6 protein-coding genes are annotated in these 12,586 nt (G+C 72.3%); 1 reads left to right on the top strand and 5 read right to left on the bottom strand.

All coding sequences use genetic code 11. The features are described 5' to 3' along the window. Positions 1 to 29 precede the first annotated feature (29 nt). Positions 30 to 2,309 (bottom strand): ATP-dependent DNA helicase UvrD2, encoded by a 2,280-nt coding sequence (locus OG858_RS30420; RefSeq protein WP_086747575.1) that lies wholly within the window; start codon positions 2,307 to 2,309, stop codon positions 30 to 32. A 215-nt stretch (positions 2,310 to 2,524) separates the two neighbouring features. Here OG858_RS30420 and OG858_RS30415 point away from each other — a divergent pair, with 215 nt between their 5' ends. Next, entirely contained in the window at positions 2,525 to 2,767 is a 243-nt protein-coding gene (locus tag OG858_RS30415) for a mycoredoxin (protein WP_046704456.1), read from the top strand. Between the two features lie 13 nt (positions 2,768 to 2,780). Here OG858_RS30415 and nudC read toward each other — a convergent pair whose 3' ends face one another. From nudC to OG858_RS30395, 4 genes are all read right to left on the bottom strand, one after another. Then, the gene (gene nudC, locus OG858_RS30410; RefSeq protein WP_319066534.1) at positions 2,781 to 3,728 is read right to left on the bottom strand and encodes an NAD(+) diphosphatase; all 948 of its coding nucleotides are present in this window, start codon (positions 3,726 to 3,728) and stop codon (positions 2,781 to 2,783) included. A gap of 95 nt (positions 3,729 to 3,823) precedes the next feature. After that, positions 3,824 to 5,236, bottom strand: coding sequence for a dipeptidase (locus OG858_RS30405; RefSeq protein ID WP_327744939.1), 1,413 nt, complete (start codon positions 5,234 to 5,236; stop codon positions 3,824 to 3,826). A gap of 10 nt (positions 5,237 to 5,246) precedes the next feature. Then, complete coding sequence (locus OG858_RS30400) at positions 5,247 to 8,870, bottom strand: ATP-dependent helicase (protein ID WP_319066533.1); 3,624 nt, start codon at positions 8,868 to 8,870, stop codon at positions 5,247 to 5,249. Between the two features lie 58 nt (positions 8,871 to 8,928). After that, positions 8,929 to 12,276, bottom strand: coding sequence for an ATP-dependent helicase (locus OG858_RS30395; RefSeq protein ID WP_319066532.1), 3,348 nt, complete (start codon positions 12,274 to 12,276; stop codon positions 8,929 to 8,931). Positions 12,277 to 12,586 lie beyond the last annotated feature (310 nt).

Raw genomic sequence — 12,586 nt, 5'->3', positions numbered from 1 at the left:
GCGCAAACTATTTTTTCGACGAGTTCGCATCAGTCGTTCTCGTCCTCGCACCCGGGCTCCCGACCTGCGCAGATGTCGAGAACATCGGCGCCGTACCGCTGCAGCTTGCGGGCGCGGACACCGGGAATGCGACCCAGCTCAACCGGAGTGCTCGGCCCCGCTTCCGCGATCGCCATCAGCGTCCGGTCGGTGAAGACACAGAAGTCCGGTTGGCCGCTGCGCTGCGCCTGGGCCGCGCGCCACTCGCGCAGTCGCTCGTAGAGGCCCTCGTCCATGTCGGAGGGGCAGTCCTCGCAGCGCATCAGCTTCATGTCGCCGGCGTCCCGCAGGGTGCGTCCGCAGACGCGGCAGCGGGCCGGGGTCCGGCCGGCGCGGCGTGGAGCGGCCTCGGTGCCGCGTGCCGCCAGGTCACCCGTCCGGCCGCCCCCCGAGCCCAGTTCGACGCCGCCCGAGCCGCCCGTACCGGTCCGGCCCGCCGTCGCGGTGGATCCGGGGCGCAGGCCGTTCAGGAAGCGGCTGGGGCGGCGGTTGGGCCGGCCGCCTGGCGAGCGGGACAGGGCCCAGGAGACCGAGAGCTGATCGCGCGCGCGAGTGACGCCCACATAGAGGAGTCGTCTTTCCTCCTCGATCTGTTCGTCCGTTTTCGCATAGGAGATCGGCATCATGCCCTCGGCGACACCGACCAGGAAGACGGCGTCCCACTCCAGACCCTTCGCGGAGTGCAGTGAGGCGAGGGTGACGCCCTGGACGGTCGGGGCGTGCTGGGCGTTCGCCCGTTCGTCGAGTTCCGCCACCAGGTCGCCGAGCGTGGCGTCGGGCTTGGCCGCGGCGAAGTCGTGGGCCAGATTCACCAGGGCCGCCAGGGACTCCCAGCGTTCCCTGACCGCGCCGGAGCCCGCCGGCGGTTCACTGGTCCACCCCTCGCCGGACAGCACGGCCCGTACCAGTGAAGGAAGGTCGACGGCGTCCTCGAGGAGGGTGTCGTTGCCACCGAAGCGGGCGGCGGCTCTCAGCGCGGCCCCCGCCTTACGCACCTCGGGACGGTCGAAGAACCGTTCCGCGCCGCGCAGCTGGTAGGGCACTCCGGTGTCCGCGAGGGCCTGTTCGTAGGTCTCGGACTGGGAGTTCGTCCGGAACAGGATGGCGATCTCGCCGGCGGGGACGCCGGAGGCGATGAGGTCCCGGATGCGGCGGGCGGCGCCCTCGGCCTCGGCGGGCTCGTCCGTGTATTCGGTGTAGCGGGGCTCGGGGCCAGGTGGGCGCTGGGAGATCAGCTCGAGTCTGTGGTCGGCGGCGCGGCCGCGGGCCTGGGAGAGCAGGCCGTTGGCGAGGTGGACGACCTGCGGGGTGGAGCGGTAGTCACGGACGAGCTTGACGACGGTGGCCCCGGGGTGACGGTGGCGGAAGTCGAGCAGATGGTCGGGAGTTGCACCAGTGAACGAATAGATCGTCTGGCTGGCGTCGCCCACGACGCACAGGTCGTCCCTCTCCCCGAGCCACAGCTCCAGGAGACGCTGCTGGAGGGGGCTGACGTCCTGGTACTCGTCGACCACGAAGTGCTGGTACTGGGAGCGGACCTGCTCGGCGATGTCGTGGCGGTCCTGGAGGATGCCGACGGTGAGCAGGAGGACGTCCTCGAAGTCGATGACGGCCCGCTCGCGCTTCAGGTTCTCGTACGTCGCGTAGATCTGGGCGATCTCGGCCGGGTCGCGGGGGGCGTCGCGGCCTTGCTTGGCGGTCGCGGCGGCGTAGTCGGAGGGCACGGTCCGGGTGACCTTGGACCACTCGATCTCGGCGGTGACGTCGCGGAGTTCGTTGCGATCGAGACGGATGCGGCAGGCGGCGGCCGCGTCCGCGACGATCTGGATCTTGCGGTCGACGATGCGTGGCACACCTCCGCCGACGGCCTTCGGCCAGAAGTACTGGAGCTGGCGCAGCGCGGCCGAGTGGAACGTCCGGGCCTGGACTCCGGCGGCGCCGAGCTGGCGAAGGCGGCCACGCATCTCTCCGGCGGCGCGGGCGGTGAAGGTGACGGCCAGCACACTGGCGGGCTGGAGGATCCCTGCACGCACGCCGTAGGCGATCCGGTGGGTGATCGCCCGGGTCTTGCCCGTGCCGGCGCCCGCCAGCACGCACACCGGACCGTGCAGGGCGGTCGCCACCGCGCGCTGCTCGGGGTCGAGCCCTTCGAGCACCGCGTCGGCCGAGTCGGGGACCCGCGGGAAGAGGGTGGAGTGCGTTGCTGCTGTCACATGGCCATGCTGCCAGGTCGCCGGAGACGGCTGAGCAAGTTGTCCACAGGCAGGCACCCGCAGTCGTACTAATGCGGCAGGCGCCCCGCAGCAGGGTGCGCCACGCGCTCTGCTGCGGGGCGGTACGCACTCTGCGTTGCGGTGCGGCGCACGGCCCGCCATTCCCTTACGCGGGTGGTGGACGCCACCCGCGTAAGGGAATGGCGCGCCTGTCGCGTACGTTCCACTCACTGCGAGCACGACCCCTCAGACCGTGAAGGAGCGCCAGGGACATGCCGGGCACTGTGACGATGTACAGCACCACGTGGTGCGGCTACTGCCGTCGGCTGAAGAGCCAGATGGAGCGCGAGGGCATCACGTACAACGAGATCAACATCGAGCATGACCCGGACTCCGCCGCTTTCGTGGAGAAGGCTAACGGTGGGAACCAGACGGTTCCCACCGTCCTCTTCCCGGACGGTTCGACGCTCACGAACCCCTCGCTGGCGCAGGTCAAGCAGAAGATAGGCGCGTAGCCACGGACGAGTCCTAGCCGATGTGACTTCGCGTCGGCAGGGGCTTGCCGTACCAGAGTTCGATCAGTCGGGCCGCGATCGAGATGCCGTAGGGAGGCAGGACCTCTCCGGACTCGAACGCGGCCCGCAGCTCTTCCCGGGAGAACCAGCGGGCCTCGTGGATCTCGTCGCCGTCGACGTTCACGGTCGTCGAGGTTGCGCGGGCCATGAAGCCCAGCATGAGGCTGGAGGGGAAGGGCCAGGGCTGGCTGGCGATGTACTCGACCTGGCCGATGCTGATGCCGACCTCCTCGTGGACCTCGCGCCGCACGGACTGCTCGATGGACTCGCCGGGCTCGACGAAGCCCGCCAGGGTGGAGAAGCGTCCCTCGGGCCAGTGCATTTGGCGCCCGAGCAGGATGCGGTCCTCTTCGTCCGTGACGGCCATGATCACCGCAGGGTCGGTGCGCGGGTAGTGCTCGGCGCCACAGGCCTGGCAGCGGCGGATGTGGCCGGCCGCCGCGATGACCGTGCGCTCGCCGCAGCGGGAGCAGAAGCGGTGGGTGCGCTGCCAGTTCTCCAGGCCGACCGCGTGCACCATGAGGCCTGTGTCACGTGGCGACAGCAGCATGCCCGCCTCGCGCAGTCCTGCCGGGCGGGCGGACTGGTCCATGCGGCCGGGGAGCGCGTCCTTCTGGAGTGCGAAATAGCTCACACCGTCGGCGTCGGTGCCCAGGAAGTAGCGGTGCGCCTCGGTGAGCGGGGCCTCGAAGGAGGGGGTCATGACGAGTTCGGTGGTGCCGTCCGAGGTCTCGTCGATGAGGACCTGACCGCCGGAGACCACGAAGCAGCGGGTCGTGGGGTGGCTCCACGCCGCAGCGAGCCAGGCCTCGTCGAGCCGGTGGTGGGCGGCCCGGTCGATGCCGCTGGGGGCGGTGAGCGCGATGGGTCGGTCAGCGGTGTGGTCGGTCCAGGTGGTCACGGGTGCTTCCAACTCCCCCGGTGAAACGGATGATTGGGCGGGTGGTTCGGCGGGGCGGGCGGCGGGCGGGCCGGCTGGGGTGTGCGGGGCCTTCTTCAGTGTGCCTCGCGGGGGCTTCGGGCCAGTTCGCCCCAGAGGTACGCGCTGGTCTCGACGCCTTTGAGGAGCAGATCGAGTTCGACCTTCTCGTCGGGTGCGTGCCAGCCGTCGGAGGGGACGGAGATGCCCAGGAAGAGCACGGGTGCGCCGAGGACTTCCTGGAGGTCGGCGGCGGGACCGGAGCCGCCCTCGCGCGTGTAGCGGACCGGCTGCTGGAAGGCGCGGCCCATGGCTCGTACGAGCGATCGCAGTGCCGGGTGGTCCAGAGGTGTCAGGCAGGGGCGGGTGGATCCGCTGAACGTGATCTCGTAGCGGATCCAGGCGGGGATCCGCTCGGCGGCCCAGGCGGTGACAGCCTTCTGGATGTGGTCCGGGTCCTGCCCGGCGACCAGGCGGAAGGACAGCTTCACCATGGCCGACGACGGAATGATCGTCTTGCTGCCCGCGCCCTGGTAGCCGCCGCCGATGCCGTTGACCTCGGCGGTCGGACGGGCCCAGACGCGCTCCAGGGTGGTGTGTCCGGCTTCGCCGTGTGCCGCCGTCGACCTGGCCGTGCGCAGCCACCGCTCCTCGTCGAAGGGCAGTTCGGCGAAGAGCTCCCGCTCGCGGTCGGTGAGTTCCCTGATGCCGTCGTAGAAACCGGGTATCGCCACGCGCGCGTGGTCGTCATGCAGGGCTGCGACGAGGCGGGCGACCTCGGTGGCCGGGTTGGGTACGGCACCGCCGAAGGAGCCGGAGTGAATGTCCTGGTCGGGACCGTGCAGCTCGATCTCGCACTCGGCCAGGCCGCGCATGCCGGTGCACACGGTGGGGGTGTCCTCGGCCCACATGCCGGTGTCGGAGACGACGACCACGTCGGCGGCGAGCCGCTCGGTGTGCTCCTCGACGAGGGCGCGGAAGTTCGGGGAGCCGGACTCCTCCTCGCCCTCGATCAGCATCTTCAGGTGGACGGCGGGGGCGGTCCGGCCGGTGGCGGCGAGGTGGGCGCGGACACCCAGTGTGTGGAAGAACACCTGCCCCTTGTCGTCGGCCGCCCCGCGCGCGTGGAGACGGTTTCCGCGGATCACCGGTTCGAACGGCTCGGTCTCCCAGCCGTCCGCAAGGGCCGCGGGCTGCACGTCGTGGTGCCCGTAGACCAGGACCGTGGGGGCGTCGGCGTCCGCGGAGGGCCATTCCGCGAAGACGGCGGGGGCGCCCGCCGTCTCCCAGACCTCGGCGGTGGGGAAGCCTGTCTCCTTGAGCTTGGCGGCCAGCCAGTCGGCGCTGCGCCGTACGTCCGTCGCATGCTCGGGCTGGGCCGACACCGACGGGATGCGCAACCACTCCACGAGGTCGTCGAGGAAGGCGGCACGGTGGTTCTCGATGTACGTGCGGACGACGCTGACGTCGCTGTCAACGGGCTGGCTCATGCTCACGAGCCTATCGGCCCGCACCGGCATGCTCGTCCGGCGGTTCGTCCGTGACCGCCCCGGCCCCGCGCGCCGACGTCTGCCGCCCCTCCGTGTCCGAATCGGATCTCCCGTCGGCGCCGGGCTCCTCCAGGAGGAGCCGCTCCAGTGCGTCCCGGCCGGGGAGGCCCTCGGGCCGTACGACGTCCCCCGTGCGGACGTACAGGAAGGCCGCCCCGACCGACTCCAGGGGCACGCCCTGCTGCTCGGCCCAGGCGAGCCGGTAGATGGCGAGCTGGAGCGGGTCGGCGGTGCGAGTGCGGCTGGTCTTCCAGTCGACGATCTCGTACGTCGTCGTCCCGTCGCCGTCCCTCTCCCGGTAGACGGCGTCGATACGGCCGCGTACGACACGTCCGGCGATGCCGAGCTGGAAGGGTTCCTCGACGCGGTGAGGCGTGCGGTGCGCGTACGGAGTGCGTTCGAAGGCTTCCTTGAGGGCCTCCAGGTCCAGCTCGTCGGCGATCTCGGCGTCGCTGCCGGGCAGTTCCTCGGGCTCCAGCATGGGCAGTCGCAGCTCTTCGAAGCGGGCCTCGACCCAGGCGTGGAAACGGGTGCCGCGACGCGCCGCGGGCTGCGGGGGGCGGGGCATGGGGCGGGCGAGCTCCTGTGCGAAGCCGTCCGGATCGGCGGCCAGACGCATCAGCTGCGAGGCGGTCAGCGACGCGGGCAGGGGTACGTCGGTGACCTTCGCGCGGGCCCGCATGAGTTCTCCGGTGAGCGCGTCCAGGTCGCGGTCCCATGAGGCGACGGTGCGCGCTTCCTCGGGGCTGAGGCCGGACGCGGCGGGGTGCCTGCGGGCATGCGGCACGGCAGGCGCGCGCTCGTCCTGCGCGGAGTGCTCCACGCGCGCGTGGGCGGCCCGTGCGGGGCGGTCCGAGGACCAGGAGTCCCAGTCGCCGGTGTCCTCGTCGTGGAGCCCCCCGGGGACGCCGGCCGGGAGGCCCTCGTCGTCGTGTGGGATGTCGTCCGGGAAGGCGTCGTCCTCGTAGAGGGATTCTTCGTCGTCCGGCGGAGGCGGCCAGTCCGGGTGGTCGCAGGAGGAGTGGGGATCCGTGTCGTGGGCGGCGCCCCGCTGTGTGTCCTCGTGCGACGCGGCCCTCTCCAGGTGTGCCAGTACGGTCGCGGCGGCGGCGCGGCGGCGCAGCAGAGCCGTGGCGTCGAGCGGGAGGGGCCAGGCGTGGTCGGTCGCAGTCACGTGGAGGGCGGGGTTCTCGGCGTCCTCCACGGGCCGGTCGGCCCAGGCCTCTATCTCGCCGTGTCCGGCGACGCAGTGGTCGTGCAGGGCCATGAGGAAGTCGGACGGCCCGCGCGGGCGCTTCTGGGACGGGCCCCACCAGTGGCCGGAGCCGAGGAGCAGGGAACGGGGGCGGGTGAACGTGACGTAGCCGAGGCGGAGTTCCTCGGTGTGCTGGTGGTCCTTCATGGCCTCCTGGAAGGCCTTCAGGCCGCGCGCGTCCCAGGCCTCGACATCGGGAAGGGTGTCGGCATCGCCGCGCAGCTCGTGTGGCAGGACCTTGCCCTGCGCCGTCCACTTCTCGCGGCCCTGGGTGCTGGGAAAGGTGCCGGTGACCAGGCCGGGGACGGCGACGACGTCCCACTCAAGGCCCTTGGACCTGTGGGCGGTGAGCACCTTGACGGTGTTCTCACCGCCCGGCAGGGCGTTGTCGAGGCCTTTCTCGTACTGGGCGGCTGTGCGCAGGAAACCGAGAAAGGCCAGCAGGCCGGCCTCGCCGGCGCTGTTGGCGGCGAACGAGGCAGCGGTGTCCAGGAAGTTCGACAGGGTTTCGCGGCGGCGGGCGGCGAGCGCGTGGGGGGAAGCGGAGAGTTCCACCTCCAGTCCGGTCACGGCGAGCACCCGGTGGAGGACGTCCATGAGCGGGTCGGCGAGTGAGCGGCGCAGGTCGCGCAGTTCGGCTGCGAGCCGGGCGAACCGGACGCGCGCGTCCGGCGAGAACGGCAGCCCGTCGTCCTCCCCCTCGGCTTCGAGCGGCAGCTCCAGGAACGTGTCCAGGGCGTCCGCCAGCGAGATCACCTCGGACGGGTCGACGCCCTCGACGGCGGCGGCGAGCCGACGGTCCGGGTCGTCGTCGCCGTCCACGCGCGCGTGGGACACGAGCAGCCTGGCCCGGCGCCCGAGGAGGGCGAGGTCGCGCGGGCCGATCCGCCAGCGCGGGCCGGTGAGGAGGCGGACCAGGGAGGCGTTGGCGCCGGGGTCCTGGAGGACCTCGCAGACGGCGACGAGGTCGGCGACCTCGGGGAGATGGAGCAGTCCGGAGAGGCCGACGACCTCGACCGGGATGTCACGGGCGACGAGCGCGCCCTGGATCTCGGCGAAGTCGGTGGCCGTCCGGCACAGGACCGCGATCTCGCCGGGTTCCTTGCCGGTGCGCACGAGGTGGGCGATCGAGTCGGCGATCCAGTCGAGTTCCTCGGCGTGGGTGTTCAGCAGGGCGCAGCGGACCACACCGTCGCGTTCGGCGCCGGGCGCGGGCCGCAGGGCCTCCACGCCCGCGTGCATGGCCCGCAGGGGTTCCGCTAGGCCGTTGGCGAGGTCGAGGAGCCGACCGCCGCTGCGGCGGTTCTCACTGAGCGCCTGGCGGGTCGCGCGGCGGCCGTCGGGGTGGGCGAAGTGCTCCGGGAAGTCGTCGAGGTTGGCGACGGAGGCGCCGCGCCAGCCGTAGATGGCCTGGCAGGGGTCGCCGACCGCGGTCACGGGGTGGCCTGTGCCGCTGCCGAACAGGCCTGCCAGCAGGACGCGTTGGGCCACCGAGGTGTCCTGGTACTCGTCGAGCAGGACGACCCGGAACTCGTCCCGCAGGATGCGCCCCACTTCGGGAAGCCCGGCGAGGCCGGCGGACAGGGCGATCTGGTCGCCGAAGTCGAGAAGGTCCCGCTCGCGCTTGGCCGCCCGGTAGCGGCCCACCAGCTCGGTGAGTTCACGCCGGGCGGCGGCGGCCTCGGGCACCTTGCGGAGGTCCGCGTTGGTGAGGTTCACACCCTCCAGTTCGCGCAACAGTTCGGCGTCGTACGCGCGCAGGTCCTCCGGTCGTACGAGGTGCTCGGCAAGTTCGGAGTCGAGGGTCAACAGGTCGCCGACCAGGTCCGGGAAGGAGCGGGTCAGTGCCGGGTACGGCCCGGGGGACTCGCGGAGCACGCGTGCGGCGAGCTGATAGCGGGTGGCGTCGGCGAGGAGCCGGGAGGCGGGTTCGAGGCCGATGCGCAGACCGTGGTCGGTCAGGAGGCGGCCCGCGAAGGCGTGGTACGTGGAGATGACCGGCTCGCCCGGCGGGTTGTCCGGGTCGATCACGTCCGGGTCGGTGATGCCCGCCTTCACCAGGGCCTTGCGTACGCGCTCGGCGAGTTCGCCGGCCGCCTTGTTGGTGAACGTCAGGCCGAGCACCTGTTCGGGGGCGACCTGTCCGGTGCCGACCAGCCACACCACGCGCGCGGCCATCACCGTGGTCTTGCCCGACCCGGCTCCGGCCACGATCACCTGCGGGGCGGGCGGCGCGATGATGCAGGCCGTCTGCTCCGGGGTGAACGGGATGCCGAGGAGCTCCTTGAGCTGCTCGGGATCGCTGATACGGGCGGACATTCCAGAGAGGCTAGCGCCGGGCACTGACAGCGGATGCCGGGTCACCCCTCGGGCAGGCTCACTCGACCACGTGACGGCCCTCGGGCCGGGCGCTGCACGATGCCCGGAAAGCGCAGTGTGCACAGTGTTGTCCCGCGGTCGGGGAGAAGCGTTCGTCCAGGACCTTGCCGGCGGCCGTGGCCAGGAGGTCCCCCACCCACTCCCCCGCCGCGCCCTCCAGGGGGTCCTGGGCCTGCACCTTGGGGACGGTCTCGCCGCCGTTCTTCTTGGCGGCGCCCTGTCGCAGCTGGACGAGTTCGGCGCCGCCCGGTTCGGGGCGTACGCCGCCGAAGGGCTCGTCGACGGCCCCCTCACGGACCGCGAGCTGGTACACGGCGAGCTGGGGGTGGCGGGTCACCTCGGCGGAACTCACGGCCTGCTTGCCGGTCTTGAAGTCGACGACGTACGCGCGGCCCTCGGTGTCGGCCTCGACCCGGTCCATGGAGCCCCGGATGCGCACCTCGTAGTCGCCTGCTTCGAGGGTGACGTCGAAGTCGTGCTCGCTGGCCACCGGGGCGCGCCCCGTGCGGTCCATGACGTGCCACTTCAGGAAGCGTTCGAGCGCCACGCGCGCGTGCTGCTTCTCCTGCTCCGACTTCCAGGGCGCGTCGAAGGCGAGCGCGTTCCACACGGAGTCGAGGCGCTCCATGAGGACGTCGAGGTCGGCAGGGGTCCGGCCGGAGGCGACCTCGTCGGCGAGGACGTGGACGACGTTGCCGAAGCCCTGGGCGGCGGTCGCGGGGGCGTCGGCCTTCACCTCGCGGCCCAGGAACCACTGCAGGGAGCAGGTGTTGGCGAGCTGGTCGAGGGCGCTGCCGGACAGTACGACGGGCTGGTCGCGGTCCCTGAGCGGCACCTTGCTCTCGGTGGGCTCGAACATGCCCCACCAGCGGTACGGGTGCGCCGACGGCACCAGCGGGCGGCCGTCCTCGTCGCTCAGCGCGGCCAGCCGGGCCAGGCGCAGGGCCGCGGCCTCGCGGAGGGGGTCCGACACACGCGGGTCCACCGTCGTGGCGCGCAGTTCGGCGACGAGGGAGGGCACGGACAGCGGGCGGCGGGGGCGGCCGGTGACGTCCTTGGGCTCGACGCCGAGTTCTGAGAGGAAACGGGAGGGCTGGTCGCCGTCGTCGGCGGGTGCCTTCACCGCGGTGACGACGAGGCGCTCACGCGCGCGCGTGGCGGCCACGTAGAAGAGACGTCGCTCCTCCGCCAGCAGCGCGCCCGGCGTAAGTGGCTCCGCGAGGCCGTCGCGGCCGATGCGGTCGGCCTCCAGGAGCGAGCCGCGACGGCGCAGGTCCGGCCACAGGCCCTCCTGGACACCGGCGACGACGACCAGGCGCCATTGCAGTCCCTTGGAGCGGTGCGCGGTCATCAGGCGGACGGCGTCGGGACGCAGGGCCCGTCCGGTGAGCGTGTCGGCGGCGATGTCCTCGGCTTCGATCTCGGCCAGGAAGTTGAGGGCGCCGAGGCCGCCGGTGCGCTCCTCCGCGCGCGCCGCCGTGGCGAACAGCGCGCACACGGCGTCGAGGTCACGGTCCGCGTTGCGCCCGGCCGCGCCACCGCGCCTGGCGGCCCGCTCCAGGCGCCTGGGCCACGGTGTTCCGTCCCACAGCTCCCACAGCGCTTCCTCGGCCGTACCACCGCCCGCGAGGCGCTCGCGTGCCTTCCGCAGCAGCGCGCCCAGGCGTTGCGCTCCCCGCGCGTACACCGGGTCGTGCGCCACCAGTCGCTCGGGCTCCGCCAGCGCGCGTGCCAGCAGTTCGTCCGAGGGCGGAGGCACGGGGTTGCCGCCGGCCCGCTCCTCCTCGCGCAGCGCGCGGCCGAGGCGTCGCAGATCGGCGGTGTCCATGCCCGCGAGGGGGGAGGCGAGGAGGTTGAGCGCGGTCTCGGTGCCCAGCCACGAGTGCTGCGCCCCGGGGTTGTCGGACGAGTCGTCGGACTCCTGGGTCGAGGCTGCCGGGGCCGCCTCCCCCAGCTCCGCCCGTGCCACCGTCCGCAGCGCCGTCAGAAGGGGCTGTACGGCCGGTTCGTGGCGCAGGGGCAGGTCGTCGCCGTCGATCTCCAGAGGGACGCCCGCGGCGGTGAGGGCGCGCCGGATCGAGGGGATCGTGCGGGCGCCGGCGCGCACCAGGACGGCCATCTCGCTCCAGGGGACGCCGTCCTCCAGGTGGGCCCGCCGCAGGACGTCCGCGATGTTGTCCAGCTCGGTACCCGACGTCGGGTACGTGTAGACCTCGACACGCCCCCCGTCCCGTACGGGCCTGAGCTCGCGGTGGGCCCGTACCTTCTCGGCGGGGAGGCGGGTGAGCGGCATGCGCTGCGTGAGAAGACGGGTTGCGGCGAGCAGGTCCGCTCCCGAGCGGCGGGAGTTCCTGAGGACCGCGACCGGCGCCCGGTGACCGTCCGCGCGCGGGAAGACCGCCGGGAACTCCAGGATGCCGTTCACGTCGGCACCCCGGAAGGTGTAGATCGACTGGTCCGGGTCGCCGAGCGCCACCAGGGTGCGGCCGCCGCCCGCAAGGGCCCTCAGGAGCCTTACCTGGGCGGGGTCCGTGTCCTGGTACTCGTCGACGTAGACCGCGTCGTACTGGGCGGCCAGCCGCTCGGCGACACCGGGGCGGTCGGCGAGGAGCACGGCCCGGTGGACCAGTTCCGCGTAGTCGAGCACTCCTTGCAGGTCGAGGACGTCGAGGTACTCGGCGAGGAAGGCGGAGGCCGCGAGCCAGTCCGGGCGGCCGATGCGTGCGGCGAAGGTCCGCAGGTCCTCGGGGGCCAGGCCCAGCTCGCGGCTGCGGGCGAGGACCGCGCGGACCTCGTCGGCGAACCCTCGCGTGGTCAGGCAGGCGCGCAGCTCGTCCGGCCAGCGCACATGTGCGAGGCCCAGGCGCTCCAGGTCGGGCTGGCCCGCGAGCAGTTCACGGACCGCCACGTCCTGTTCGGGGCCGGACAGCAGCCGCAGTGGTTCGACGAACAGGTCGCTGTCCTGGTGGGCGCGGATCAGGGCGTAGCAGAACGAATGGAAGGTGGTGGCCTGCGGGGCGCGCGAGGCGCCCATGCGCAGCGCCATCCGATCGCGCAGCTCCACGGCCGCCTTGCGGCTGAAGGTCAGGACGAGCACGCGCGCGGGGTCGGCCCCCCGGGCCACGCGGGCCGCCACGGACTCGACGAGAGTGGTCGTCTTGCCGGTGCCCGGACCTGCGAGGACCAGCAGGGGACCGGCCCCGTGGTCAACCACGCCGCGCTGCTCGGCGTCCAGACGAGGGGGGTCCCTTCGGGCCGGTGGGGTACGCACCAGTCGGTAAGCGCCACGGCTCCCCTGTCGCACCTGGGGGTGCGACAGGCGCCTGGTGGAGAAAGAGGAGCTCACGTGGTTCGCCGGTCCTGGTGGGTGTGCGAGATGTCACTGCCGAGGCGGTGCGCCGTCGTCAAGGGGTGGTGGTCGGGAAACGGGTGCGAGGCCCGCCGCTCGTCGAGAGCGGTGGCCGCGGGGTGAGAGGGACACCTTCAGCCGACGCTACGCCGACCGGTGGCACGGAAGCAGGGCTTCCCCTTGTTCCCTCCCGACTCGCGCGGCACGCGCGTCCCTCGCCCATCGAACGTACGGCATACCACCGACGTGCCCCGTTTCCCCCGTACGGACCAGGGGGCTCACCGGGATCCGTCGGACACCGGACTCT

Source organism: Streptomyces europaeiscabiei, assembly GCF_036346855.1.
Lineage (GTDB): Bacteria > Actinomycetota > Actinomycetes > Streptomycetales > Streptomycetaceae > Streptomyces > Streptomyces europaeiscabiei.
This window is presented reverse-complemented; position numbering and strand designations above follow the sequence as displayed.

Bases quoted from the DNA above. Each gene is read 5' to 3' on its own strand.
- OG858_RS30415 (WP_046704456.1), top strand. From the start codon at position 2,525: ATGCCGGGCACTGTGACGATGTACAGCACCACGTGGTGCGGCTACTGC.
- OG858_RS30400 (WP_319066533.1), bottom strand. From the start codon at position 8,870: ATGTCCGCCCGTATCAGCGATCCCGAGCAGCTCAAGGAGCTCCTCGGC.
- OG858_RS30405 (WP_327744939.1), bottom strand. From the start codon at position 5,236: ATGAGCCAGCCCGTTGACAGCGACGTCAGCGTCGTCCGCACGTACATC.